The 25,150-nt window shown below is 68.5% G+C and carries 22 protein-coding genes and 1 pseudogene; 21 read left to right on the top strand and 2 right to left on the bottom strand.

The annotated features are described in order from the left end of the window. Window positions 1-82: 82 nt before the first annotated feature. The 11 genes from BMX93_RS03480 to BMX93_RS03435 all read left to right on the top strand — a co-directional run bounded on the left by BMX93_RS03480 (window position 83) and on the right by BMX93_RS03435 (window position 10,953). The gene (locus BMX93_RS03480; RefSeq protein WP_245725713.1) at window positions 83-979 is read left to right on the top strand and encodes an NAD kinase; all 897 of its coding nucleotides are present in this window, start codon (window positions 83-85) and stop codon (window positions 977-979) included. After that, complete coding sequence (gene recN / locus BMX93_RS03475; RefSeq protein ID WP_091967979.1) at window positions 973-2,661, top strand: DNA repair protein RecN; 1,689 nt, start codon at window positions 973-975, stop codon at window positions 2,659-2,661. Before BMX93_RS03480 ends, recN begins: the two co-directional genes overlap by 7 nt. 116 nt (window positions 2,662-2,777) lie before the next feature. Next, a complete protein-coding gene (locus BMX93_RS03470) occupies window positions 2,778-4,541 on the top strand; it encodes a CTP synthase (protein ID WP_245725709.1) in 1,764 nt (587 codons plus the stop codon). Next, a complete protein-coding gene (locus BMX93_RS03465) occupies window positions 4,538-5,200 on the top strand; it encodes an NUDIX domain-containing protein (RefSeq protein ID WP_091967974.1) in 663 nt (220 codons plus the stop codon). The genes BMX93_RS03470 and BMX93_RS03465 overlap by 4 nt, the downstream gene beginning before the upstream one ends. Then, window positions 5,187-6,182 carry a site-specific tyrosine recombinase XerD gene (gene xerD, locus BMX93_RS03460; RefSeq protein WP_091967972.1) on the top strand — a complete coding sequence of 332 codons (996 nt, stop codon included), beginning with the start codon at window positions 5,187-5,189 and terminating at the stop codon, window positions 6,180-6,182. The genes BMX93_RS03465 and xerD overlap by 14 nt, the downstream gene beginning before the upstream one ends. A 108-nt stretch (window positions 6,183-6,290) precedes the next feature. Next, complete coding sequence (locus BMX93_RS03455) at window positions 6,291-7,187, top strand: ParA family protein (RefSeq protein WP_091967969.1); 897 nt, start codon at window positions 6,291-6,293, stop codon at window positions 7,185-7,187. Then, a complete protein-coding gene (locus BMX93_RS12840; RefSeq protein ID WP_177170045.1) occupies window positions 7,172-7,576 on the top strand; it encodes a hypothetical protein in 405 nt (134 codons plus the stop codon). Before BMX93_RS03455 ends, BMX93_RS12840 begins: the two co-directional genes overlap by 16 nt. After that, window positions 7,563-8,432 (top strand): segregation and condensation protein A, encoded by an 870-nt coding sequence (locus BMX93_RS03450; protein ID WP_177170044.1) that lies wholly within the window; start codon window positions 7,563-7,565, stop codon window positions 8,430-8,432. The genes BMX93_RS12840 and BMX93_RS03450 overlap by 14 nt, the downstream gene beginning before the upstream one ends. Then, window positions 8,429-9,109: an SMC-Scp complex subunit ScpB gene (gene scpB, locus BMX93_RS03445; RefSeq protein WP_091967962.1), complete on the top strand. Its 681-nt coding sequence runs from the start codon at window positions 8,429-8,431 to the stop codon at window positions 9,107-9,109. Before BMX93_RS03450 ends, scpB begins: the two co-directional genes overlap by 4 nt. Then, a complete protein-coding gene (locus BMX93_RS03440) occupies window positions 9,096-9,842 on the top strand; it encodes a pseudouridine synthase (protein ID WP_091967959.1) in 747 nt (248 codons plus the stop codon). The genes scpB and BMX93_RS03440 overlap by 14 nt, the downstream gene beginning before the upstream one ends. A 127-nt stretch (window positions 9,843-9,969) precedes the next feature. After that, window positions 9,970-10,953 (top strand): FKBP-type peptidyl-prolyl cis-trans isomerase, encoded by a 984-nt coding sequence (locus BMX93_RS03435; protein ID WP_091968062.1) that lies wholly within the window; start codon window positions 9,970-9,972, stop codon window positions 10,951-10,953. Window positions 10,954-10,980: 27 nt separating this feature from the next. On the opposite strand, the gene gluQRS is transcribed toward BMX93_RS03435, so the two are convergent. After that, entirely contained in the window at window positions 10,981-12,000 is a 1,020-nt protein-coding gene (gene gluQRS, locus BMX93_RS03430; protein ID WP_245725707.1) for a tRNA glutamyl-Q(34) synthetase GluQRS, read from the bottom strand. 82 nt (window positions 12,001-12,082) lie between these two features. Here gluQRS and BMX93_RS03425 point away from each other — a divergent pair, with 82 nt between their 5' ends. The 6 genes and pseudogenes from BMX93_RS03425 to BMX93_RS03400 all read left to right on the top strand — a co-directional run bounded on the left by BMX93_RS03425 (window position 12,083) and on the right by BMX93_RS03400 (window position 19,313). Further along, a complete protein-coding gene (locus BMX93_RS03425) occupies window positions 12,083-13,060 on the top strand; it encodes a helix-turn-helix transcriptional regulator (protein ID WP_091968056.1) in 978 nt (325 codons plus the stop codon). After that, the gene (locus tag BMX93_RS03420; RefSeq protein WP_091967956.1) at window positions 13,057-14,061 is read left to right on the top strand and encodes a helix-turn-helix transcriptional regulator; all 1,005 of its coding nucleotides are present in this window, start codon (window positions 13,057-13,059) and stop codon (window positions 14,059-14,061) included. Before BMX93_RS03425 ends, BMX93_RS03420 begins: the two co-directional genes overlap by 4 nt. A 155-nt stretch (window positions 14,062-14,216) precedes the next feature. Beyond that, window positions 14,217-14,351 (top strand): annotated as a pseudogene (gene tatA, locus BMX93_RS13580) (twin-arginine translocase TatA/TatE family subunit); the annotation flags it as partial. Between the two features lie 359 nt (window positions 14,352-14,710). Further along, a complete protein-coding gene (gene tatC, locus BMX93_RS03410; protein WP_091968053.1) occupies window positions 14,711-15,499 on the top strand; it encodes a twin-arginine translocase subunit TatC in 789 nt (262 codons plus the stop codon). 32 nt (window positions 15,500-15,531) lie between these two features. Beyond that, the gene (locus BMX93_RS03405) at window positions 15,532-16,485 is read left to right on the top strand and encodes a diacylglycerol/lipid kinase family protein (protein WP_177170043.1); all 954 of its coding nucleotides are present in this window, start codon (window positions 15,532-15,534) and stop codon (window positions 16,483-16,485) included. Window positions 16,486-16,547: 62 nt separating this feature from the next. Beyond that, window positions 16,548-19,313: a DEAD/DEAH box helicase gene (locus tag BMX93_RS03400; protein ID WP_091967946.1), complete on the top strand. Its 2,766-nt coding sequence runs from the start codon at window positions 16,548-16,550 to the stop codon at window positions 19,311-19,313. Window positions 19,314-19,363: 50 nt separating this feature from the next. On the opposite strand, the gene BMX93_RS03395 is transcribed toward BMX93_RS03400, so the two are convergent. Further along, on the bottom strand, window positions 19,364-20,374 hold the full coding sequence (locus BMX93_RS03395) for an aldo/keto reductase family protein (protein WP_091967942.1): 1,011 nt from the start codon (window positions 20,372-20,374) through the stop codon (window positions 19,364-19,366). A 74-nt stretch (window positions 20,375-20,448) separates the two neighbouring features. On the opposite strand from BMX93_RS03395, the gene hisF reads away from it, so the two are divergent. The 4 genes from hisF (at window position 20,449) to ilvN (ending at window position 25,132) form a co-directional block, all read left to right on the top strand. Further along, complete coding sequence (hisF, locus tag BMX93_RS03390) at window positions 20,449-21,213, top strand: imidazole glycerol phosphate synthase subunit HisF (protein ID WP_091968050.1); 765 nt, start codon at window positions 20,449-20,451, stop codon at window positions 21,211-21,213. Next, window positions 21,210-22,454, top strand: coding sequence for a hypothetical protein (locus tag BMX93_RS03385; protein ID WP_091967939.1), 1,245 nt, complete (start codon window positions 21,210-21,212; stop codon window positions 22,452-22,454). Before hisF ends, BMX93_RS03385 begins: the two co-directional genes overlap by 4 nt. A 432-nt stretch (window positions 22,455-22,886) precedes the next feature. Next, a complete protein-coding gene (locus BMX93_RS03380) occupies window positions 22,887-24,608 on the top strand; it encodes an acetolactate synthase large subunit (protein WP_245725705.1) in 1,722 nt (573 codons plus the stop codon). Beyond that, a complete protein-coding gene (gene ilvN, locus BMX93_RS03375) occupies window positions 24,605-25,132 on the top strand; it encodes an acetolactate synthase small subunit (protein ID WP_091967933.1) in 528 nt (175 codons plus the stop codon). Before BMX93_RS03380 ends, ilvN begins: the two co-directional genes overlap by 4 nt. Window positions 25,133-25,150 lie beyond the last annotated feature (18 nt).

Here is a 25,150-nt window from a genome sequence, read left to right as displayed (position 1 = left end):
GCCCTGCCGCAGGTCCGGGCTGGGGCGTCGGCGCCTCGCTAGGCTGGCGTCCGTGGAAGAACAACGCTGCGTGGCCGTTGTCATGCACCCCACTCGCCCCGAAGCCGTCGACAGCGCCGTCGAGTTCATCGCCGGCATGTGGCGTCATGGCATCGCCTGTCTGCTCGAACCAACTCGGTTGGACGAGGTCCGCCGGCGCCTGCCGCAGGCCCCGATCGCCACGCTGGACGACGATTCCCAGGTGGAGCTCATGGTCGTCTTCGGTGGCGACGGGACGATCCTGTGGGGTGCCGAACGGGCATTGCCGCAGGGTGTCCCGCTGCTGGGCGTGAACCTGGGGCATGTCGGCTTCTTGGCCGAGCTGGAGGCCTATGAGGTGGGCGAGCTGATTGACAAGGTCGCCCGCAGGGATTACCAGATCGAGCGTCGCCTCACCCTGTCCGTCGAGGTCCGTGACGCCACCGAGCACCTCGTATGGTCGTCGTTCGCCGTCAATGAGGTGTCCACCGAGAAGGCCTCGCGTCAGAAGATGGTTGACCTGCTCGTCTCGATCGATCGGCGCCCACTGTCGCGCTGGGCCTGCGATGGGGTCCTCGTCGCCTCGGCCTCGGGCTCCACGGCATACGCCTTCTCCACCGGCGGCCCGGTGATCTGGCCGGATACCCAGGCATTCGAGGTGGTGCCGATCGCAGCGCACGCGCTGTTCTCCCAGGCCTGTGTCGTGGCGCCGAGCTCGCAGGTGGACCTGCGGATGGTCGGCGACATGAGCCTGTCGGCCGTTGTCTGGTGCGATGGCCGCCGCAACGCCTATGTCGGCGCCGGCTATCGGGTGAGCGTGCGCCGCAATCCCAACGACCTGCAGATCGCCCGCCTCAGTGAGCAACCTTTCGCCACCAGGCTCGTGAAGAAATTCGGGCTGGACATCGAGGGCTGGCGTGCCCCTGCCTACCGTGTCCATGAGGAAGAGGACTCATGCTGAGTTCGCTGCGCATCGCAGGTCTGGGGGTCATCGAGGAATCGGAGATCGAACCGGCACCCGGCCTCACTGCGATTACCGGCGAAACCGGGGCTGGCAAGACGATGATCGTCACGGGCCTGGGACTGCTGCTGGGTGCCCGGGCCGATGCCTCCGTCGTGCGTACCGGTGCGCACCGCGCCCAGGTGGAGGGCCGGTTCACCGGTTTCGAGGCGATGGGCGCCCGCCTGGACGAGATCGGCGCGGATGTTTGCGACGGCGACCTCATCGTTGCCCGCCACGTCCGCGACAACGGCCGGTCCCGGGCATGGGTGGGGGGAGTACAGACCCCGATCAGCACGGCGGGTGCCCTGGTCGGCGAACTGGCAACCGTCCACGGGCAGTCCGAGCAGATCCGGCTGGCCAGCCCCGAGCGCCAGCGGGAGGTGCTCGACCGCTACGCAGGCGCCGACTTCGCCAGGCAGCTCGCCGATTACCGGCGGCTCTTCGAGCGACGCCGGGCACTGGCCGGCGAACTGACCGAGCGTCTCGACAATGCCCGCGAGCGCGCCCAACAGGCCGATCTGCTGCGCTTCGGTCTCGACGAGATCTCCGCCGTGGACCCACAGCCCCACGAGGACACCGAACTCGCCGCCCAGGCGGCGCGGCTGCAAGGCCTCGATGATCTGCGGATGGCGGCCCAGAACGCCATCCACGCCCTCGCCGGTGCCGACGACGGTGACGTCGCCGATCCTGGTGCACGTGGACTGCTCGGCACGGCCCGCAAGCAGGTCCGCCGGATCGCCGAGCTTGACACGAGTGCCAGCGGGCTGGCGGAGCGGCTGGAGCAGCTCGGCTTCGCCGCCGACGAGGCCGCCGCCGAGCTCGCGTCCTATCTGGCCGATCTCGATGCCGACCCGCAGGCCCTCGAAACCATCACCTCGCGCCGGGCGGCGCTGGCGGGTCTGACCCGCAAGTACGGTCGCGACATCGACGAGGTACTCGACTGGCAGCGCCGCGCGGCCGAGCGGCTCGCCGACCTCGGCTCGGACGAGAGCCGCGTCGACCAGTTGCGCGCCGAGCTCGCGAGCATGGACCGTGAGCTCGGCGGGCGGGCCGCCCAGCTGCATGAGCTTCGCAGCGCCGCCGCTGACCGGCTCGCGTCCGCAGTGCAGGGCGAGCTGGCAGCGCTGGCAATGCCGCATGCCCGATTGGGTTTCGCCATCGACCCGCTGCCCCAGCGCGGACCCTTCGGGGCCGACGCCGTGCGTCTGCTGTTCAGCGCCAACCTCGGTACCCAGCCGGCGCCGCTGGCGAAGATGGCCAGCGGCGGAGAGCTGTCCCGGGTACGGCTGGCGCTGGAGGTCGTGCTCGCCGGAACCGACCCGGGGCACACCTTCGTTTTCGACGAGGTGGACGCCGGAGTGGGTGGCCGGGTGGCCAGCGAGATCGGCCGGCGGCTGGCCCGGCTCGCCGAGCATTCCCAGGTGATCGTGGTCACCCACCTGGCGCAGGTGGCGGCCTTCGCCGATCGGCACTATGTCGTCACCAAGTCCAGCGAGGGGCCGGTGACAGCCAGCGATATCACCATCGCCGAGGGACAGCGCAGGGTGCGCGAGATCGCCAGGCTGATGGCGGGGACCGAGTCTCATACCGCTTTGGCGCACGCCCGGGAACTGCTCGACCAGGCCGCCCGCCGCGCCTGAACCAGGCCAATACCGGGCGGCCCGGGCGCTGGACCAGGCAGTCTCGCCGAGGCTCGGGGCCGCTGCGGCTTGTCAGTGGTGCAGCACAGGCCATGCGTCCCCTATGCTGGAGGCCCGTGGGGAACGCCAAGCAGACCAAGCACATATTCGTCACCGGAGGCGTCGCCTCCTCTCTCGGCAAGGGGCTGACGGCCTCGAGCCTGGGTAGCCTTCTCGTGTCGCGCGGCCTGCGCGTGACCATGCAGAAGCTCGATCCCTATCTCAACGTCGATCCCGGAACAATGAACCCGTTCCAGCACGGCGAGGTCTTCGTCACCGAGGACGGTGCCGAGACAGACCTGGACATCGGCCACTACGAGCGATTCCTGGGCCGCAATCTCACCGCCCGCGCCAATGTGACGACCGGACAGGTGTACTCCGCGGTCATCGCGAAGGAGCGCCGCGGCGACTTCCTCGGCGAGTGCGTGCAGGTGATCCCGCACATCACCGACGAGATCAAGGCGCGCATGATCGATGTCGCCGAACCCGGCGACGATGTGGTGATCCACGAGATCGGCGGCACCGTGGGCGACATCGAATCGCAGCCCTTCCTGGAGGCCGCCCGGGAGATCCGCCGCGACATCGGACGCGACAACACCTTCTACATCCACGTCTCGCTCGTGCCCTATATCGGTCCCTCGCACGAGCTGAAGACCAAGCCCACCCAACACTCGGTGGCCGCGCTGCGCAGCGTCGGAATCCAGCCCGATGCGCTGGTCTGCCGCTCCGCGATGGACCTGCCCACCTCCATCAAGCGCAAGATTGCCTTCTCCTGCGATGTCGACGAGGAAGGCGTGGTGGCCTGCCCCGACGCGTCGAGCATCTACGCCATCCCCAAGATCCTCCACCACGAGGGCCTGGACGCCTATGTCGTGCGCGTGCTCAATCTGCCCTTCCACGATGTCGACTGGACGAGCTGGAATGACCTTCTCGACAGGGTGGAACGGCCCCGCGAGGAGGTGACCGTGGCGCTTGTGGGCAAGTACATCGACCTGCCTGATGCCTATCTCAGCGTCGTCGAGGCGATTCGGGCGGGAGGTTTTGCGAACTGGGCCCGGGTGCGGGTGCGCTGGGTCAAGTCCGACGACTGCGAGACCCCTGAGGGTGCCGCTGAGCAGCTGGGGGACGTGGATGGCATTGTCGTCCCCGGTGGCTTCGGTATCCGCGGCGTCGAGGGCAAGCTGGGTGCCATCCGCTACGCCCGTGAGCATCAGGTTCCCACCCTTGGGCTGTGCCTCGGACTGCAGTGCATGGTCATCGAGGTGGCCCGCGATCTCGCCGGCATCCCCGACGCCGCGTCGAGCGAGTTCGACCCGGATTCGGCCAATCCAGTCATCGCGACGATGGCCGAGCAGCGTTCCATCGTCTCTGGACAGGGGGACATGGGCGGTTCGATGCGGCTGGGGGCCTATCCGGCCGAGCTCAAGCGCGGAAGCATCGTGGCAGGCCTGTACGGCCGGACGAAGGTCACCGAACGGCATCGTCACCGCTATGAGGTGAACAATGCCTATCGCGAGCCCCTGGAGCGGGCCGGGCTGGTGTTCAGCGGACAGTCGCCGGACCACAATCTCGTGGAGTACATCGAGCTTCCCGCCGATGTGCACCCCTTCTTCGTGGCCACTCAGGCACATCCGGAGTTCACCTCGCGACCCACTGCCGCCAATCCGCTGTTCCGCGGGCTCGTCGAAGCGGCCATCGAGCGCTACCGAGCCACTCACAAGCCGGTGGAGGAGCGGACCAAGAAGCCTGCCCGGCGCCGTCCCCGGGCCACCACGAGCCCTGCCAAGCGCACCACCCGCCGGACCGCGGTGCACCGCGGCGCCCTCGGCGAGGCCGAATGAGTGCCCCGGCCGATCGTCCCGAGAGCTGGCCGATCCTGAGCCACCGGATTGCGGCGCACGGTGCGATCAGCGATTTCGTCGAGGACGAGGTGCGTGTGCCCGACGGCACCACAATGGTCCGCCAGTGGGTCACCCATCCTGGCGCAGTGTCGATCATGGCTGTCGACGACCACGACCGGGTCGCCGTTGTGTACCAGTACCGGCATCCCGTCGCGATGCGGCTGCTCGAACCACCGGCTGGCATCCTCGACGTCGTCGGCGAGTCGGCCCTCGGCGCGGCGAAACGTGAGCTGGCCGAGGAGGCCATGCTCGGCGCCGATGACTGGCGGGTGCTGGTCGACTTCTTCAGTTCACCGGGCGGGCTCCAGGAGAGCCTGAGGGTCTTCCTGGCCCGTGGACTGCACCACGTCGGCCGGCCCGACGGTTTCCTCGTTGAGGCCGAGGAGTCCGACATGGGACTCCAGTGGATTGCGCTCGACGAGCTCGTCGACCTGGCATATGCCGGGCGCGTGCAGAACCCGAATATGGTCACCGGCACGCTGGCCCTCGCGCTGGCGCGCGCCCAGGGCAGGATCGATTCCTTGCGTCCGGGGGACGCGCCGTGGCCGGCGCGCGAGCAGTTCCGGGTCCGGAACCGAGAGCTGGATGCGCGCGGCTGAGCACTCGGCCCTCGGGCACCCGCCTGGCCGTGACCACACAGCCCGCAGCGACGCGCTGGGCGACGCGGTCGGGGATTTCCTCGCCCATCTGCGGGTGGAGCGGGGGCTCGCGGACAACACGATCCGTGCCTACCGCAGGGACTTGGACCGCTATGTCGGCTGGCTGCGTGCCAGGGCCATCGGTTCGCTGGGCCAGGTCGAGCCTGCCGACCTGCACCGCTACGAGCGCTGGCTGGCTGCCGGGGACGAGGACCACCAGGCGCTCGCGGCGTCGAGCATTGCCCGGGCGCTGGTCGCCATCCGTCGATTGCACGCCTTCGCCGCGCAGGAGGGACTGTCCGCAACCGACCCCGGCACCGAGCTGCACCCCCCGCGCACCGGCAGGCATCTGCCCAAGGCGCTGAGCGTCGAGGAGGTCACCCGGCTGCTCGATGGGGTCGAGCGCGACAGCCCCCGAGGTCTGCGCGACGCTGCCCTCCTGGAGATGCTCTACGGCACGGGGGCGCGGATCAGTGAGCTGCTCGCCCTCGACGTCGATGACCTCACCCGGGTGCTCGCCGACCCACGACCCGGGTTGCGGGTCACCGGCAAGGGCAACAAGCAGCGCATGGTGCCCTTGGGCAGCTACGCCGCAGCAGCCGTCGAGGCGTGGCTGGTGCGCGGCCGCCCCGCCTGGGCCACCCGATCGCGCGCCTTCACCGCGGCGTTGTTCCTCAACACCCGTGGCGCCCCGCTGAGCCGGCAGAGCGCCTGGGAGATCCTCCAAAGCCGCGCACTGGCAGCGGGCATCCCCGGGCCACTGGGCCCCCACAGCCTGCGGCACTCCTTCGCCACCCACCTGCTCGATGGCGGAGCCGATGTGCGTGTCGTCCAGGAACTGCTTGGACATGCCTCGGTGACCACCACCCAGATCTATACCGAGGTGACCGCCCAGCATCTGCGCGAGGTCTATGCCGCCGCCCATCCCAGAGCGCGCGGCTGAGCCCCGCCCATTCACGTGCGCGCGGCTGAGCCGGCGCGAGACCCGCCACGCCATGGGCGGGGACCGTCGATGGCTAGGCTTGGCGGAGCAACCGACGAGGAGCAGCACATGACGATGCACCACGACCCTGGTGGACAGGCCAGCCCGACACAGGCCGATGGGGACCAGCTCGACGCCACCGGACGGGTTTTCCCCACGCTGGTCGTGCCGCCGCGCGGGGATGGGCCCAGCGCGGCGATCGTCGTTGCGCTGTGCAACCAGAAGGGTGGCGTCGGCAAGACGACCACGGCGATCAATCTCGGGGCCGCGCTCGCCGAGCTCGATCGCAAGGTGCTGCTCGTCGACTTCGATCCCCAGGGCTCGGCCTCACTGGGCTTGGGAGTGCACCCCCACACCCTGGACCTGAGCATCTACAACCTACTGCTGGCCCGCGACACCACCTTCGACGATGTCGTGATCTCCACCTCGGTGCCCGGCCTCGACCTCTTGCCGGCCAATATCGACCTGTCGGCCGCCGAGGTGCAGCTGGTCAGCGAGGTGGCCCGCGAACAGACCCTCAAGCGCATTCTCGACCCGGTGCGCGACCGCTATGACTTCATCCTCATCGATTGCGCACCCTCGCTCGGCCTGCTCACCGTCAACGCGCTGACCGCCTGCGACGAGGTGATCATTCCGCTGGAGTGCGAGTACTTCGCGTTGCGTGGCGTGGCCTTGCTCACCGACACGATCAACAAGGTCACCGATCGCCTCAACCCGGGGCTTCGCCTGCTCGGCGTGCTTGCCACCATGTTCGACGGGAGGACCCTGCACACCCGTGAGGTCTTCGCCCGTGTCCTCGAGGTCTTCGGCGACGAGGTCTTCCACACGGTCATCCGGCGCACCATCCGCTTCCCGGAGACCACCGTCTCGGGGGAACCGATCACCACCTATGCGCCGAGCTCCGACGGCGCCGCGGCCTACCGGAGTCTCGCGAAAGAGGTGCTCGTCCGATGCCACGAAAGGTGAGGCTTCCCGGCGCGCAGGAGCTCTTCCGTTCCACCGTCGAGCCCCTGGCCCACCACCCCTCTGCGCCTACGACGACCGGTGCCGCGGCGAGCCGCCAGCCCGATTCGGATGCGCAGCCGCGTCACGAGCACGAGGCCGCATCAGCAGCAGGGCGGCCCCAGCCCAGCGGGCGGGTACGCCACGACGAGAAGATCACGGTGTACCTGTCCGGTGACGAATTGCTCGGACTCGAACGGGCCCGGCTCAGCCTGCGTGCCCGCCACGGGATCAGCGCAGACCGGGGGCGCGTCGTTCGGGCAGCCATCGCCCAGGCGGTGGCCGAACTGGACGAACTGGGCGAGCAGGCACAGATCGTGCACCGGCTGCACGAGCAGGATGGCGTTGGCTGATCCCGCCGGTGCGCGCGATGCCCCGGACGCGAGCCACAGCGCATTCCACGTGCGCCTCGACAATTTCGACGGCCCCTTCGACCTGCTCCTGCAGCTCATCGGACGCCACAAGCTCGACATCACCGAACTCGCGCTCTCGCGCGTCACCGACGAGTTCATCGAGCATCTGAGCGCCCTGGGCAAGGACTGGGACCTGGACCGGACAAGCAGCTTCCTCGTGGTGGCAGCCACCCTCCTCGACCTCAAGGCAGCGCGGCTGCTGCCCCGCGGCGAGGTCGAGGATCCCGAGGACCTCGCGCTGCTGGAAGCCAGGGACCTGCTCTTCGCCAGGCTCCTGCAGTACCGGGCCTTCAAGCAGATCTCCGCGCTGTTCGGCGAGGCGATGAGGCGAGAGGAGCGCGTCATCACGATCCGCCGCGGTCTGGAGGAGCAGTTCCGCGGGCTGGTGCCCGAGGTGACGCTGCCCGGGGGCGCCCAGCGGCTGGCAGTCCTGGCGGCCCGTGCCCTGACCCCGGCAGAGCCGGAGCAGATGCCCGTCGAGCAGTTGCATCTCGCCACCGTGAACGTGCAGGAGCAGGCCCAGATCATCGGCGCCCGGCTGCGGTATGCCGGGACGCTCACCTTCCGAGCCCTCACCGGCGGCGTCGACCGGATGACCGTCGTCGCGCGCTTCCTGGCCCTGCTCGAACTATTCCGCCGTGCAGCCGTCGCGTTCGAACAGCTGACCCCGCTCGGTGATCTCACCATCCGCTGGACCGGGCAGGCAGACGGGAGCGTGGAGATCGGCGATGAGTTCGACCGGCCCGTCAACAGCCCCGCCCCCGGCGATGACTCAGCCCATGAGGAGCCACAATGAGCGACCATTCCCTCGACGATCCGCGCCGCGATCCAGCACAGTCGACTCCGGGAGACGACACCGATACCGGTGGAGACGATCTGGCACCGCTGCTCGAATGCCTGCTGCTCATGGCCGAGGAGCCCCTCGACGCCGCCACCCTGGCCCAGGCCAGTGGATCGAGCCCAGGCGCCGTCGAAGCGGCACTGGCTGGCCTGGTCGAGGAATACCGGCGGGGTGGGCGGGGCTTCCAGCTGCGCACGGTCGCCGGGGGGTGGAGCTATGCAACCCGACCCGAATTCCACGACCGGATTGCGAACTGGGTACGCTCTGGCGGGCAGAACCGCCTGAGCCAGGCTGCGATGGAGACCCTGGCTGTCATCGCCTATCTCCAGCCGGTCGCCCGCGCCAGGGTGTCTGCCGTGCGCGGGGTCGCGGTGGACGCCGTGGTGCGCACCCTGCTGCGCCGCGGCCTCATCGACGAACAGGGCAGCGACGAGCACACCGGCGCCGGCCTGCTCGTGACCACCGACCATTTCCTCGCCCGACTAGGCTTGAACAGCCTGTCCGAGCTTCCCGACATCGCACCGCTGCTGCCCGACGCGAGCGCGCTGGAGGCGGAGCTCGCGCAGCTGGCCCGGCCACCGCGCGAGGGGCAGGCAGATGACCACAGGGGGAACCGTGATGACGAGAACTGACGAGCCGGACGCGCAGGGTGTGCGCCTGCAGAAAGTGCTTGCCCAGGCCGGGGTGGCCTCCCGGCGCGCCAGCGAGGAGCTCATCGTCGAGGGCCGTGTCGAGGTGAACGGTCGCATTGTCACCGAACTCGGCACCCGCGTCGACCCCGAGCATGCCACGATCCGCGTGGACGGCGCCCGCATCCCGCCTCCGCGCCGACACGTCTATCTGCTGCTCAACAAACCCCGTGGTGTCGTGTCGACCATGGAGGATCCGCTCGACCGTCCGACGCTCGCCGAGTACGTGCCCCGTCATCAGCGGGTCTACCACGTCGGGCGCCTGGACACCGACACGGACGGCCTCATCATTCTCACCAACGACGGTGAGTTCGCCCATCGCCTCAGCCATCCCAGCTACCAGGTGCCGAAGACCTATCTGGTGGACGCCGAGGGCCTGGTCGAGAACCGCACGCTGCGCCGTCTCGAGAAGGGCGTCACCTTGGAGGATGGCCCCATCAAGGCGGACCGCGTCAAGCTGGTCTCGCGCGGACCCGAGCACTCCCTGGTGCAGATCACCTTGCACTCGGGGCGCAACCGTATCGTGCGCCGCATGATGGACACCGTGGGCCATCCGGTGCGCAAGCTGGCGAGGATCGCGATCGGACCGGTGCGGCTGGGCACTTTGCAGGCCGGTCAGACCAGGGAACTGACGAGTGAGGAACTCGGCGCATTGCTCGACATGGTCAAGCTGTGAGTCATGCGGCCCGTCCTGTGCGTCGAGGTCTTTCGGATACCATGAGCCCGTGCGTCTGAACTCCTCGCGAAAGCTCCCGGTCGGTCCCCGTTCCCACAGTTCGCGGTCACGCGCTGTGGTGGGGGCAATGCTCATTCCGGTGGTGTTGATCGCGGCGGCGGGCTGCAGCAAGAACAGCTCCGCGCGAGCCCAGGCCACGGCCAGCCCTAGTTCCACTGCCACTGCCAGCTCGACGGCCAGCGCCAGTGTCGCGCCAAGGATCATCTCCTCGCTGGATGCCATCACGGTCAGTGGCGCCCCCGGGGCGGCCCCCACGGTGAGCGCCGAATGGCCTCTGGCGGTCAAGGAGACGATGAGCAAGGTCATCACGCCAGGCACTGGGGCAGTGGTCACCAGCTCCTCGACTGTGGAGGTCAACTATCTGGGCATCGATGCCCGCACCGGCGCAACCTTCGATTCCAGCTTCAGCCGCGGCAAGACAACCTCATTCGGTCTCAGCCAGGTGATCGCCGGGTTCTCGAAGGGCCTTGACGGGAAGCATGTCGGCGACCGGGTGCTCCTCGCGGTGAGCGGTCCGGACGGCTACGACTCGGCCGGCGGGGCTGCCTCGGCGGGAATCAATGTGGGGGACACGCTCGTGTTCGTCGTCGACATCGTGTCCGTCCAGCTGACGCAGCCCGCCGGCAGCCCTGTGACGCCTCCGGCAGGCCTGCCCACCGTGAGCGGAGACATCAACAACCCCGCGATCTCCTTCCCGCCCGACGCCAAGGAGCCGACCGATCTCGTGGTCCAGCCGCTCATCGCGGGCACCGGCAAGAAGGTCTCCGCCGGCGATACGGTCACCGTCAACTATCTCGGCGTCGAGTGGGGAAGCGGCCGGGTGATCGGCACCACCTACGCTGACGGCAAACCGGCGCCGCAGACCGGTGCGCTCACCGGCACCATCGAGGGCTGGCAGAAGGGGCTCGTGAATCAGACCGTCGGCAGCCGCGTGCTGCTCGTCGTGCCGGGCTCGCTGGCCTACCCGGCAGGCAACGCCACCCCGAGCATCGCACCCGGCAAGACGCTGGTCTTCGTCGTCGACATCCTGTTCACCCAGCCTGCGTCCTGAGCGCCCCGGCTCGGGGCGCCCAGCCTGTCATGGCGAGTGCACCGGCTGGGCGAGTGCACCGGCTGGCAATGCATCGGGACCGAGGATCCAGTCCTGAGCAAGTCCGGCGCGCTGGAGCATGTCAGTGCCGCGCACGGCGTCGAGGAGCTCTCGTGGGGTCGAGCAGACCGGTAGCCCGGCGGAGGCGCACAACAGCCGTACCACCTGCGCGGTGGCCATGCCAAGGTCGTGCATGGCCCGCAGATCCAGATCGCGCGTGCGTTTGGCCAGCCGACGTCCCGTGCTGTCGCGCACCAGGCCCACATGGGCATACTCAGGTATCGGGGCGCCGAGCCTGTTGGTCAGCCAGGCCTGCCGGGGCGACGAGCTGAGCAGGTCGGCGCCCCTGGTCACCTGCGTGACGCCCTGCGCCGCGTCGTCGACGACGACCGCAAGGTTGTAGGACGGCTGGCCATCATTGCGGAACAGGACGAAGTCGTCCACCCTTGTGCTGAAGGTCTGGGCGAAGCGGTCGTGAATCGTGAACTGCGCGCCGTTCGCCCTCACCCGCCAGGCTGGGTGCCGGCTGGCGCGCAGCACCGCGCGCTGCTGCTCGGACAGCTGCGAGCATGTGCCAGGATAGGCGCGCTGACCGTCGTGGGGGGCGCTGGAGGCCTGGGCTATCTCGCGACGGGTGCAGAAGCACTCGTAGCCGGCCAGTGTTCCCGCGCACTCGCGGTACAGGTCGACGCGCTCGCTCTGCCGCACCACCTCGCCGTCCCAGTCGAGCCCGAGTTCTGCCAGATCGCGCAGCTGGTGATCGGCAACGTGCGGCGCCGCCCTGACCCGCTCGCGGTCGAGATCTTCGATGCGTACGACGAAACGCAGGCCCTCGGCCCGGGCGAACAGCCAGGCCAGCAGGGCCGTGCGGAGATTGCCGAGGTGGAGCTCGGAGGTGGGGGAGGGGGCGAACCGGCCGGCGCCCCGCTGTGGACCTCGTTCCTCCACGGGCTCCGCACGGTTCGGGTGGGTCTGTTCCCGGTCCTCGCCTGTCCCAGCATCCTGCACGCCATCCATGGTGACACGCGCGGGCGCCATGGGTGCGGGACGGCGGCCGCGCCGCGTGGCCTTCGCTGGTAGCGTCGCGATTGTGGCCCCCCGCACGACCGAAAGACTGCTCAATCTCACCATCGCCCTGCTCTCGGCGCCCCACCCGCTCACCAAGCAGCGCCTTCGCAGCGTTGTCATCGGCTACGAGAATCTCAGCGACCAGGCATTCAACCGCCAGTTCGAACGGGACAAGGACGAACTGCGCGCGGCCGGTGTCCCCATCGAGGTGGACACGCAAGACCTGTCCCTGGACGGCGAGCAGGGCTATCGCATCCGCCGGGCGGCCTTCGAGCTTCCGGCGGTGCGCTTCGACGACGAGGAGCTCTCAGCCCTGGGACTGGCCGCCGGCGCCTGGCAGCAGGCCAGCGTCGCGGGCCAGGCCGTGGCCGCCATCACCACGCTGCGAGCCGCCGGGGTCGAACCCGACACCGAGCGCATCGAGGCGCTGGCCCCGCACATCAACGCCGACGAACCCGCCTTCGATGTCTGCTGGCAGGCCACCTTGCAGCACCGCGAGATCAGCTTCGGCTATCGCCACGCCGGGGTGCGCCGGGTCCAGCCGTGGAGCGTGCGCTGGCGGCGCGGCAGCTGGTATCTGCTCGGACGCGATCTCGACCGGGACGCGCCGCGTGTCTTCAAGCTGGGGCGCATGGACGAGGTGCCCCGTGTGGTGGGTCCCGCGAACGGATACCCGGCGCCCAGCGAGACCGAACTTGCTGCGTGCGCGCGCGGCCTGGAACCCGGGCGCCCCGATGCCTGTGCGCTCATCGCCGTCCGAGGGGCCAAACTCCCCCGGATCCGAAGGTCGGGTGAGGAGGTGGCGTGCGAGCGGCATCTGCCGGAGGGTTTCCGCTGCTACCGCGTGCCCTTCAGCTCGTCGATGGGTTTCGCTGCCGAGATCGCCGCTGCGGGGCCTGACGCTCTCGTCCTTGAACCCTTGCAGTTGCGCGAGCAGGTGATCGCTCAGCTGGAGGCCGTGCGATCGAGCGGCGCTGGCGCCACCGGGAGCGGCTCATGAGGAGCCAACGGGACTTTCGTCGGCTGCTCGCCGAGGTGCCCTATCTGCGCGTCCACCAGGATTCGAGCGTCAGCACGGTGGCGCGGGCCTTCAACATTTCTCAAGCCCAACTCATCAAGGACCTGCACATGCTGTGGATGTGCGGGCTGCCAGGGGGGCTGCCCGACGATCTCATCGAGATCGACATGGACGCGGTCCGCGAGGAGGGTGTGATCCGGCTGGCGAACGCCGATTATCTGTCCCGGCCGATGCGGTTCACTCCCGACGAGGCGACGAGCCTGCTCGTCGCGCTCAGGGCCGTCCAGGAGGTCGCCACCGGGCCGCTCGCCGACGCAGCCCGCCGAGCGGCCGACAAGCTGCGGGGCCTCGTCCCCGAGGCGCCGGCCGAACGGGTGGGCATTCAGCTGGCATCCGGCAGCGCCACGGTCCGCGAGCGCGTGCGCGAGGCCATCGAGACGGGTCGTCGTCTCGTCCTGGAATACGACAGCGCCTCCCGCGACGAAACGACTCATCCTCGGGTCGACCCGCACAGCATCGAGATACGCCGGGGCGTCGCCTATCTGCACGCCTGGGCCCTCGCCGATGCTGCGTCCCCGGGCGACGAGGGGGCATCGGGTGGCTGGCGGCTCTACCGGCTGGAGCGGATCGCCGCTGTCCAGCTCACCGATGAGCCCGTCGGTGAGCACGGTGAACCGCCGGCCGACCGCCAGTGGCTCGACGAATCTGCCCCGGAGGTCACACTTGACCTGGCGCCGGCGGCCCAGTGGGCGGCAGAGTACTATCCGACCACCGCGCTCGACGTGCTGCCAGGTGCCGAGGGCAGCCAGGATGTCGTGGTGCGGGCCCGCTTCCGGGTGGGTTCGCCCGGCTGGGTTGCTGCCCTGCTGCTGCGGCTGGGCGCCGGTGTCCTTCGAATCGAGCCCGCATCCGCGGCCGACGAGGCCCGTCGGCTCGCTGGCGAGGCGCTTCAGCAGTACGCGCTGTTGGCCGGCAACGAGTAGGCTTGAAGCTGGCCGGAGTCCCGTCCGACCGCAGACGTGGTCGGCAATGGTGCTTCGTAGGCCCTGTAGGCTCGCGGTGGAAAATCAAGTTTTGTCGTGCAATCAAGTTTTGTCATGCGTGGTCAGGTTCCTGACACCGTCAGAGGGAGTTTGAGATGGGCTTGGGTTGGCAAGAACTGCTGATCGTTCTGTTGATCGCCGTACTGCTGTTCGGTGGATCGAAGTTGGCCGGCCTCGGCAAGGCCACCGGCAAGGCGATTCGTGAGTTCAGGGAGGAGACTCACGATCTGAGCGCTGAGGACAAGAAGAAGAAGGGCATCTCCACCGAGAACGCTGCCGCACCGGCGCCGCAGCCCGGGGCGCCCCAGACGGCTGCCCCCCAGCAGATCCCTCAGGCTCCTTACCAGCCGCCGGTCCAACAGCCCTACCAGCCTTCGGCCCAGCCGACCGCTCAGCAGCCTTACCAGGCGCCGACCTATCAGCAGAATTCTCAGCAGTACAGCCGTCCGCAGCAGATCGTCGACGGTGAGATCGTCGATCCTGGCCAGAACTCCTGAAACCGGCCATCATGGCGACCACCGTCAACGGGGAGACGCCGACCCCGGGACCGGCCAAGCATCATCGCAGACGTCTTCACATCCTGCCTGCGATGCTCAGGCCTCCCGAGATCGGCGAAGACGGGTCGATGGAGCTCATCGACCACCTCAGGGAGTTGCGCTATCGCGTCATCGTCTCGATGGTTGCCGTCCTCATGGTCGCGCTCGTGTGCTTCATCTTCTTCAACCAGCTCATGGCAATCGCGTTCGCGCCCATCGAGCAGGCCATCGCCATGTACAAGGCGACCTCACCGGGTGCCCAGGTGGAGATCACCACGGCGAATCTCACCGGCGGGTTTTCGCTGTTCATGAAGGTGCCCATCATCGCGGGATTCATCCTCTCCTGCCCGATCTGGCTCTACCAGGTGTGGGCCTTCATCGCACCAGGTCTCATCGCCACCGAGAAGCGTGCCGCCATGCGCTTCCTGCTCTCGGCAATTCCGTTGTTCCTGGCGGGCGTGCTTCTTGGTTACTGGATCGCCCCCAAGGGCTTTGCTGTCCTCCTGCAGTTCAATCCTCCCGGCGTGCTCAACCTGAACGACGCCAACCAGTTCCTCACCTTCGAGTTGACCCTGCTGCTGGTCTTCGGCGTCAGCTTCCTGCTGCCCGTCGTCCTCGTGACGCTGAACTCCTTCGGCATCGTCACTGGAGCCGGGCTGGCCAAGTTCCGTACCGTCGCCATCTTCCTGTGCTTCCTGTTCGCCGCAGTGGCCACGCCGTCCACGGATCCGATCTCGATGTCGGTGCTGGCCATCCCGATGTCCCTGCTCTATGTCATCGCCGAGATCATCTGCCGGCGGGCCGACAAGCGCCGGGCGGCGGCGCGCGAGACCGACGACTGAACGCCGCGATGGGCACATCCGATCCTGCCCGAGTGACGCTCCTCGTGAATCCGGCGGCAGGCCATGGGGTGGCGCATCTCATGGCTCCCCGTATCGCGCGCCGAGTGGCTGCCGCGCTGCCGGATTCCCAGCTGCGGGTGGTCGTTTCCACCAGTCCCGCCGATGCCCGGGCGCTCGCCCAGGAGGCCGTCGAGAAGGGTGAGTATCCCCGTGAGGCAGGGCGCCGGCCCGATGTGCTGTGCGTGGTGGGCGGGGACGGAACGGCCAGTGTGGGGTTCAACGCGTGCGCAGGGAGCAGCACCCAGCTGGCCGTGATACCGGTGGGTACCGGCAACGACTTCGTCCGCGGAGTGGGCGCCCCGAGACGGCCCGACCACGCGGTGGCAGCTCTCATCGCAGGCCACACCCGACGCATCGACCTGCTCGTGGCACGCGGTGCGCTGGCCGGGGACCGCCACGAGAAGAGGGTCGGCTCGGTGGTCTCCACCGGATACGATGCCGAGGTCAATCTGCGCGTCAACGACTCGGCGTTCGACTTGGGCAAGCTCTCGTACGCCTGGGCGGTGTTCTCACAGGCCCGCCGCTTCCATCCCCGCCACTACGCGATCCGGCTGGATTCGGGACCGGTGCGCGAGGTCGAGGCCATGATCGTCGCCGTGGGCAATGCCGGATACATCGGCGGAGGAATCAGGATCTGCCCGCAGGCCGACCCGACCGATGGGCTGCTCGACGTGACACTGGTGCGGCCGGTCGGCCTGCGCACGCTGGTCCGTCTCTTCCCGCAGCTGTACTCAGGCAACTTCACCCGCATCGACGAAGCGGAGACCTACCGGGTCCGTTCGGTGCACCTCGACGGCGACTGGCCGTGCGCCACCGCCGATGGGGAGACACTGGGACCGGCGGCGCTCGACCTCGGTGTCGACCCGGGCTGTGTGGAGATCATCGTCGCCTCGGCCCCGCGCAAGGCTGCCGGCTCGGGGCGGTGAGGACGCGAGGTGCTCGCGTCGGGCCTCACTAGGCTGGTGGGGTGAGCCCTGAACCGCCCGTCATGAGTGTACGGTTGACCGGATTTGCTGCGGGATACGGTTTCCGCTTCGATCCCTTCCAGCTGGAGGCATGTGCCGACATCGATGCGGGTCACGGTGTCCTGGTCGCTGCACCGACCGGCTCGGGCAAGACCGTGGTTGGGGAGTACGCCTGCTACTGCGCCCTCAGCGAGGGCCGGCGCTGCTTCTACACGACGCCGATCAAGGCCCTGAGCAATCAGAAATATCACGACCTCGTCGAACGCCATGGCTCGGGCAATGTCGGGCTGCTCACCGGGGACATGGCCATCAATGGCGACGCCCCGGTGGTGGTGATGACCACCGAGGTGCTGCGCAATATGATCTACGCCGGTTCACGCGGGCTCGGCACGCTCGGCTATGTCGTGCTCGACGAGGTGCACTATCTGTCCGACCGCTTCCGCGGCGCCGTGTGGGAAGAGGTCATTCTCGGCCTCGCGGACTCGGTACAGATCGTCGCGCTGTCGGCGACCGTGAGCAATGCCGAGGAGTTCGGGGACTGGCTGGACACCGTCCGTGGCAATGTCGACGTCATTGTCTGGGAGAACCGTCCGGTTCCGCTCTACCAGCACGTCATGGCGGGTCACGAACTGCTCGACCTGTTCGGCGACGACCGGGCGCGGGTCAATCCTGCGCTCATGCAGTTGGCCAAACAGGAGGCTCGCGCCCAGCGCGACGATTCCAGACGGCCCCGAGGACGCAACGGCCGTGGCAGACGGACCGTGACCTTCGGCTCGGGACAGTTCGGTGGAGCGGCATCGGGGCACTTCACCCAGCGCCACGCGGAGGGCCCTCGCCTCACACCGACTCGCGCAGGCACCGTGCACGCGCTGAGCCGCGCCGGGCTGCTGCCGGCAATCTTCTTCATCTTCAGCCGCAAGGGCTGCGACGGGGCCGTCCGGCAACTCCTCAATTCGGATGTCAGGCTCACCTCACGACCCCAGGCGGCCCAACTGCGCGAGATCGCCGAGCGACATGCGGCGGCGCTCAGCGCGGAGGAACGGCGCATCCTGGGCTGGCACAGCTTCGTCGAAGCGCTCACCCGTGGAGTCGCCGCCCACCACGCGGGCCTGCTGCCCACCTTCAAGGCAATCGTCGAGGAGGGCTTCACGGCGGGCCTCATCAAGGTGGTGTTCGCGACCGAGACCCTGGCGCTTGGCATCAACATGCCGGCCCGTACCGTGGTGATCGAGCGCCTCGTCAAGTACAACGGCGAAAGCAATGCCGACATCACGCCCGGGGAGTTCACCCAGCTCACGGGGCGCGCGGGACGGCGCGGGATCGACTCCGAGGGCCACGCCGTCGTGCTGTGGCAGCCCGGCATGGATCCCCGCGCAGTGGCCGGGCTGGCGAGCCGACGCACCTACCCGCTGCGCTCGAGCTTCTCGACGAACTACAACATGGCCGTCAACCTCGTGCACACGGTGGGAAGGTCGAAGGCCAGGGGACTGCTGGAGCAGAGCTTCGCCCAGTTCCAGGCCGACCGGCAGGTCGTGGCGCTGGCCCGGCAGGGCAGCGCGGTGCAGGCCAGGGCCGACCAGCTGTGGGAGCAGGCCCGATGCGATCGCGGGGATTTCGCCGAGTATGCACGGCTGCGCGAGCAGATCGGCGAGTTGGAGGACGAGCGCGCGCGGCTGCGGCGCCAGGATCGGCGGGCTGGCGTCCTCGATGCTCTCGAGAGACTCGAACCCGGCGATCTGTGCCGGGTGGGCGGGGGCAGGCACCGCGGCTGGATGGTGGTCGTCCAGGCTGGCGTCCCGGGAGCGCGCGAGGTCCACCCGCTCGTCATGGACGAGAAGCACCAGCTGGTGCGGATCGTCCCCGCGGAGCTGACCGGCCCGCCGCAGGTGGTCAGCAGGGTGAGGATCCCCAAGCGGTTCACCGTGCACTCCGCGACCGACCGACGCACGCTGGCCCGTGCCTTCGACGCGCGCGTGGCCAGTCTCGACGAATCGGTGGGCCCAGCGCCCTCGGTGCCCCTGGACGAGCAGATCAGCGCCCAGCTCGATGCCCTGCGCGCAGCGCTGCTGGTCCACCCCTGTCATAGCTGCCCCGAGCGCGAGAGCCATGCCCGCCTGGCCGAGCAGGCCCTGCGCCTGGAGAGGGAGCAGCAGCACAGCCGGGCACGGGGAGCGGCCCGCGCCAATTCGGTGGCTGCCCGCTTCGACCGCACCTGCGCCGTCCTTGATGCACTGGGCTATCTGGATCCGCGCGGTGGCAGGGAACTCCCCGTCCCCGGTCTCGTGCTCACCAGGATCTACACAGAACTCGATCTCGTGACGGTCGAGGCGATCCGCCGTGGGGTCTTCGGCGAACTGACCGGCCCGGCGCTGGGTGCCGTGCTGGCCAGCCTGCTCTACGAGTCCCGTGCCACCGGTCCGGGCCCCGCGCAGATGCCCGATGAAGCAAGCGAACGGGCCTATCAGGCATTGCGCGGCGTCTGGCGCGATGTCGGGATGGTGGAGCGCGACCACCGTGTCGAGCGCGGCCGCGACCTGGACACCGGTTTTTCCCAGGCCGTGTGGCTGTGGGCCCACGGCGCCGATCTGGCCACCGTGCTCTCGCAGACCGGATTCCTGGCCGGCGACTTCGTCCGCTGGATCCGTCAGGTCATCGACCTGGCAGGCCAGATCGGGGCTGCACCGGGCCTTGACGGGATCGGCGCGGCGAAGCTCGGTCCGGCAGCACGGTCATTGGTCACCATGATCCGGCGCGGCATCGTCGATGTCAGCCTCGGACCGGACGACTGAGCCGCCAGGCAGTTTCCCGGCGGAGCAGTCGTCCGGCCCACCGCGGCTACTCAGCAGGGACGCGATGAGGGAGCGTTCGCGGCCGTCAACTCCGGGTCGCGGATGATCGAGTCGCCCAGCACCTCGTCGATCTTCGCCAGGGCCTCGGCCGGCAGCTCGACTCCCGAGGCCTTCGCATTGCTCGCGATCTGCTCGGGTCGCGAGGCACCCACCAGGGCCGCCGCGACATTGTCGTTGTGCAGCACCCAGGCCACTGCCAGCTGGGCCAGCGTGAGGTCCAGGCCCTCGGCTATCGGGCGCAACCGCTGCACGCGCTCGAGCAGCGTCTGGTCCGAGCTGAGTCGCTGCGCCAGCCCGGTGCCGACCTTGGAGGCCGCCCGGGAACCGGCGGGCACCGGCTGGCCGGGGCGGTACTTTCCGGTGAGTACCCCCTCGGCAATCGGTGACCAGACGATCTGCGACAAGCCCAGCTCCTTGCAGGTGGGGATGACGCGATCCTCGATGACCCGCCACACCATGTTGTAGCGCGGCTGGTTGCTCACCAGCGGGACGTGGAGTTCGTCGGCGATGGGCTTGGCGGCGCGGATCTGCTCGGCCGTCCACTCGCTTACGCCGATGTAGAGGGCCTTCCCGGCGCGCACCACGTCGGCGAAGGCCAGCAGCGTCTCCTCCAGGGGAGTCTCGGTGTCATAACGGTGGGCCTGGTAGAGATCCACGTAGTCGGTGCGCAGCCGGGTGAGGGAACCATTGATCGACTCCAGGATGTGCTTGCGCGACAGGCCACAGTCGTTGTGCCCCCTCGGGCCGGTCGGCCAGTAGACCTTCGTGAAGATCTCGAGCGACTCACGCCGCTGACCGGCCAGTGCCTGTCCGAGCACGCTCTCCGCCTTCGTGTTCGCGTAGACGTCCGCAGTGTCGAAGGTGGTGATCCCTGCGTCCAGCGCGGCATGCACGCAGGCGGTGGCCGTGTCGTTCTCGATCTGGTCGCCATGGGTGAGCCAGTTCCCATAGGTGATCTCGCTGATCTTGAGACCGGAGTCGCCGAGATAGCGGAATTTCATGTCTGCTCCTTTGGGACCGATGCTGTCATTCGTCACCTCCGATCATTGCACCCCGGCGAGATAGGGTGTCCGCCATGAGTGTGGCGATCCGGGTCATCCCGTGTCTCGACGTGACGGACGGCCGGGTCGTGAAGGGGGTCAACTTCACGAAGCTGCGCGACGCCGGGGACCCGGTCGAACTGGCGGGCCGGTACGGCGAGCTGGGAGCCGATGAGCTGACCTTCCTGGACATTTCGGCCAGCACCCAGGGCCGTGAGACCACTCGCGGGATGGTGACGCGCTGTGCGTCCACGGTGTTCATCCCGCTCACCGTCGGCGGTGGCGTGCGGGGAGTCGACGACGTGGACGCGCTGCTGCGCTGTGGCGCCGACAAGGTGGGCATCAACACCGGTGCGATTGCCCGCCCCGAGGCGATCGGCGAGATCACCGAGCGCTTCGGCAACCAGGTGCTTGTGCTCAGCCTCGATGCCCGACGCGAGCCTGCGATGCCCTCGGGATTCGGCGTGACCACCCACGGTGGCACGCGCTCAGCCGGCCTGGACGCCTTGGAGTGGGTCCAGCAGGCGGTGGCACGCGGCTGCGGCGAGGTGCTGCTCAACTCCATGGACGCGGACGGCACCGAGCAGGGCTTCGATCTCGAGATGATCAGCGCGGTACGCGAGGTCGTGAACGTCCCGCTCATCGCCTCCGGCGGAGCGGGCAGGCCCTCCGACTTCGTCGAGGCGGTCCGTGCCGGTGCCGACGCCGTCCTCGCCGCCAGTGTCTTCCACTACGGTCAGCTCACCATTGCCGAGGTGAAGCAGGAACTCGCCCGAGCCGGCTTCCCGGTGCGTCTTTGAGCGCGAGCCCGGGCACCGCTGTGGAGCCGGTGCTCTCCCGACCGCGGCGGTCCTCAGCGACAATCCACGCGCAACGGCTCATTGCTGCCCTGCGGTCCGTCGTCCCGGCGCTGCCCAGCTGGCTCATTGCTGTCGCGATGGCACCCCGTCTGGCCCCCGGTGGCACGGTGTCGCCCTGGAATCCGACGATGCCCTATGCCCGGGCCATGTGGTTCAGCGGGCACCAGATCGTCTCCTTTCAGCAGATCTACCTGAGCCCCGATCCCTCGAGCGCCATGCTCTTCCCGCTCAGCTCCGTAGGGGCCGGGGCGGCAACCGTCATGTCATTGGGCTCCTGGTTCGGCTGGCAGCTGCTCTTCCTCGCCCTCTCGGCGGGAGCCCTCACATGGCTGGTGCATCGCTGTGCGGGGCTCTCGGGCTGGAAACTGACCCTGGTATCGGCCCTCGTGATGGCCGGTACCGCGCCCGCACGGGTGGCGGTGGGCCAGGGGACTCTCGACCTGCTCATGGTCTGCCTGCTCGTGGCGGGTCTGTGGCCGCGGCGGCCGGCCACCGGTCGCGGCGCAGTGGCTGTGGGCCTCGCGGCGGCGGTCTGGATTGGGCCGCTGGTGGCGATCGTGGCGCTCATCGCAGGGGGCTTGCCGAGGGGCTGGCGGCGCCTGGTCCGGCTGGTCCGTGCTCCCCAGCAGCGATTCCAGGCAGCGTACCGGGGCCTGGTGGCCCTGGGCGTCGCGCTGTTCATCACGCTGTGCGCCCTGTTTGCGCTGCCCTGGGCCACCAATGACTACTGGTGGCTCATCCGGCGCGGCGCTGCCGGGGTCGGCACCGGGCTCGATCCCAGCCTCGGGGCACGAGCCGGGCTGGCTGGCTGGATCCTGGGGGGACTGCTGGCGATGGGCGGCCTACTCAGCGCGGCTGCGCAGGTGCGGGCCGGCCGGATCCGCGCGGCCCTGGTGTACGTCTGCCTGGCGATGGCCATCGGGCTTCCGGCCCAGTTCGCGGGCCAGGGCGCGGTAGCGCTCGTCGTGGCCCTGGTTCTCGTGCGGACCAAGCTGGCATGGCCCCAGCGGGCCGCGGTAGCTGCCTGGGCGGGCTGGACCTGTCTCGTGCCGGTTGACCTGGTGGCCCAGATGAGTGCCCGGGGAGTTCTCGGCGAAGCGGCATTGTGGGTCGGGCCGGTGATGGGGTGCTGCGCGTTGTGCGTGATCGTTGGCTCGACGCTTCGAGAGCGTCTGGCGTGATCATGGGCTCGACGCCCGCCGGTGTCTTGCGTGATCATGGGCTCGACGCCCGCCGGCGTTGTGCCTAGTCATAGGCTCGACGCGCCGCGGGCGTCTTGCGATCCGGTCGATCGGTCTTACCAATTGATACACCCTGTCGCGTTGCGGAGCCCGGGCTGGCATACTGACGTCGTGCTTGCAGGACGAATTCTGGTACTTGCCTAGCGCTTCGTTGATTCAACGAAGCGCTCCCTCGTCTGCCCCTTGGCAGCGAGGGTTTTTTGTTGGCCGGAATCGGGAGCTCGAGCTGACGGACACGATGCATCCAGACCACGCGGTGGCCTGGGGCGAGGGTTTCACCCACGGTTGATGCATACCGGTGCAGATCACCGGCTGCAGATGAGGAGGTCGTTCGTGCCGAACGAGGGAACAGCCCGGCGCAAGGATGCGCCCATGTTGACTGGCGCCCAAGCGCTCCTGCGATCGCTGGAGAAGTGCGGCGTCGATGTCGTGTTCGGGCTTCCAGGCGGGGCGATCCTGCCGCTCTACGATCCACTGTGCGATTCGCCGATCCGCCACATCCTCGTGCGCCACGAACAGGGCGCCGGTCATGCAGCCGAGGGATATGCGGTGGCCACGGGCAAGGTCGGTGTCTGCGTCGCCACCTCGGGGCCAGGCGCCACGAATCTGGTGACCGCCATCGGTGACGCCTACATGGACTCGGTCCCCGTCGTCGCGATCACCGGGCAGGTGAACTCCGCCTCGATCGGCACCGATGCCTTCCAGGAGGCCGACATCCGGGGAATCACGACCCCCATCACCAAGCACAACTTCCTCGTCACGCGGGCCGAGGACATCCCGCTCGCCGTGAAGCGGGCCTTCCACATTGCGTCAACGGGGCGCCCCGGCCCGGTGCTCGTGGACGTGGCCAAGGACGCGCTCACCGCGCAAGTTCCCTTCCTATGGCCCGATTCGGTCGACCTACCCGGCTACAAGCCCACAGTGTCCCCGCACAATCGTCAGCTGCGCCAGGCGGCCGATGTCATCGCCGCAGCAGAACGTCCGGTGCTCGTGGTCGGCGGCGGGGTCGTCAAGTCCCGGGCCTGGGACGAGCTCGCCGCCTTCGTCGAGCTCAGCGCGATCCCGGTCGTGACCACCTTGATGGCCAGGGGAGTGTTCCCATCGAGCAACGAGCTGAACCTGGGGATGCCGGGCATGCACGGCACGGTGGCCGCCGTCGGCGCCATCCAGCGCGCCGACGTGCTCATCGCGGTGGGCATGCGCTTCGACGACCGGGTGACCGGCAAGCTCGAGAGCTTCGCGCCCCGTGCCACTGTCGTGCACGCCGACATCGACCCTGCCGAGATCGGCAAGAACCGGGTCGCCGACGTGCCGATCGTCGGGGATGCCCGGAAGGTGTTCTCCGGACTCACCGAGCTGCTCGGGAACCGCGAGCTGGCCGACATCGAGCCGTGGCGCCGCTATGTCAAGGATCTCAAGGCCCGCTACCGCGCAGGATGGGAGGAGCCGAGCACTGGCCGGCTGTCACCCCAGCAGGTGATCTCGAAGATCGGGGAGTGTTTCGGCCCCGATGCCATCTATGTCACTGGCGTGGGGCAGCACCAGATGTGGTCGGCGCACTTCTTGCCCATGGAGCACCCGGCACACTGGCTCACCTCGGGCGGCGCGGGAACGATGGGCTACTGCGTGCCGGCGGCCATGGGAGCCAAGGTCGGATGCCCGGACAGCGTGGTCGTGGGCATCGACGGCGATGGCTGTTTCCAGATGACCAACCAGGAACTCACCACCTGCGCGGTGAACCACATCCCGATCAAGATCGCCATCATCAACAACAACACGCTTGGAATGGTGCGGCAGTGGCAGTCGCTGTTCTACAGCCGCCGCTACTCGCAGACCGACCTGGACAGCGATGTGGTGCCCAATTTCCCGATGCTCGCCGAGGCGATGGGTTGTGTCGGACTGCGAGCTCGCACGCTCGACGAGGTGGGCGAGGTGCTCGCCCAGGCCGCCGCCATCGATGACCGCCCAGTGGTCATGGAGTTCGTCTGCGAGAAGGACGCCATGGTGTGGCCCATGGTGGCTGCCGGGACGAGCAACGACGAGATCATGATCGCCCGGGGAATGGCCCCCGAGTGGCACGAGGAGGAGCTGTGAGCACCCATACCCTCAGCGTTCTGGTGAGCAATCACCCCGGCGTGCTGGCCCGGGTCTCGGGCCTCATCTCGCGGCGTGGATTCAACATCGAGTCCTTGTCGGTTGGCACCACTGAGCGCTCGGACGTCTCGCGGATGACGATCGTCATGACACTCGAGGACGACCGGATCGTCGAGCAGGTGGTTAAGCAGCTCAACAAGCTCATTGAGGTCTACAAGGTCGTCGAGCTCGACGACGACGCGGTCAACCACGAGATGCTGCTGGTCAAGGTGCGTTGCACCGACCACACCCGCGCCGCGGTGATCGACATCACCAATCTGTTCCGTGCCCACGCCGTCGACGTGAGCCCGGAATCGGTGACCATCGAGGCCACCGGGGGGCGCTCCAAGATCGACGCCCTCATGACGATGCTCAGCCCCCACGGCATCATCGAGCTGGTGCAGTCGGGGCGGGTGGCCCTGGGCCGGGGCGCCAAGGGCATCAACGAGAAGAAGCGTCCGGGGTTGGTCAGGCACTCGTCCTGAGCGCCTGCGCATCGGCAA

The organism is Propionibacterium cyclohexanicum (genome assembly GCF_900111365.1).
GTDB lineage: Bacteria > Actinomycetota > Actinomycetes > Propionibacteriales > Propionibacteriaceae > Propionibacterium > Propionibacterium cyclohexanicum.
The sequence above is the reverse complement of the archived record's forward strand: the minus strand, read 5'-3'. Positions and strand labels throughout refer to the sequence as shown.

What these genes read in the sequence shown, in the direction of transcription:
- BMX93_RS03480 (WP_245725713.1), top strand. Translation starts at nt 83, where the DNA reads ATGCACCCCACTCGCCCCGAAGCCGTCGACAGCGCCGTCGAGTTCATC.
- recN (WP_091967979.1), top strand. Translation starts at nt 973, where the DNA reads ATGCTGAGTTCGCTGCGCATCGCAGGTCTGGGGGTCATCGAGGAATCG.
- BMX93_RS03465 (WP_091967974.1), top strand. Translation starts at nt 4,538, where the DNA reads ATGAGTGCCCCGGCCGATCGTCCCGAGAGCTGGCCGATCCTGAGCCAC.
- xerD (WP_091967972.1), top strand. Translation starts at nt 5,187, where the DNA reads ATGCGCGCGGCTGAGCACTCGGCCCTCGGGCACCCGCCTGGCCGTGAC.
- BMX93_RS03455 (WP_091967969.1), top strand. Translation starts at nt 6,291, where the DNA reads ATGACGATGCACCACGACCCTGGTGGACAGGCCAGCCCGACACAGGCC.
- BMX93_RS12840 (WP_177170045.1), top strand. Translation starts at nt 7,172, where the DNA reads ATGCCACGAAAGGTGAGGCTTCCCGGCGCGCAGGAGCTCTTCCGTTCC.
- BMX93_RS03450 (WP_177170044.1), top strand. Translation starts at nt 7,563, where the DNA reads ATGGCGTTGGCTGATCCCGCCGGTGCGCGCGATGCCCCGGACGCGAGC.
- scpB (WP_091967962.1), top strand. Translation starts at nt 8,429, where the DNA reads ATGAGCGACCATTCCCTCGACGATCCGCGCCGCGATCCAGCACAGTCG.
- BMX93_RS03440 (WP_091967959.1), top strand. Translation starts at nt 9,096, where the DNA reads ATGACGAGAACTGACGAGCCGGACGCGCAGGGTGTGCGCCTGCAGAAA.
- BMX93_RS03435 (WP_091968062.1), top strand. Translation starts at nt 9,970, where the DNA reads ATGCTCATTCCGGTGGTGTTGATCGCGGCGGCGGGCTGCAGCAAGAAC.
- BMX93_RS03420 (WP_091967956.1), top strand. Translation starts at nt 13,057, where the DNA reads ATGAGGAGCCAACGGGACTTTCGTCGGCTGCTCGCCGAGGTGCCCTAT.
- tatC (WP_091968053.1), top strand. Translation starts at nt 14,711, where the DNA reads ATGCTCAGGCCTCCCGAGATCGGCGAAGACGGGTCGATGGAGCTCATC.
- BMX93_RS03400 (WP_091967946.1), top strand. Translation starts at nt 16,548, where the DNA reads ATGAGTGTACGGTTGACCGGATTTGCTGCGGGATACGGTTTCCGCTTC.
- BMX93_RS03395 (WP_091967942.1), bottom strand. Translation starts at nt 20,374, where the DNA reads ATGAAATTCCGCTATCTCGGCGACTCCGGTCTCAAGATCAGCGAGATC.
- hisF (WP_091968050.1), top strand. Translation starts at nt 20,449, where the DNA reads ATGAGTGTGGCGATCCGGGTCATCCCGTGTCTCGACGTGACGGACGGC.
- BMX93_RS03380 (WP_245725705.1), top strand. Translation starts at nt 22,887, where the DNA reads ATGTTGACTGGCGCCCAAGCGCTCCTGCGATCGCTGGAGAAGTGCGGC.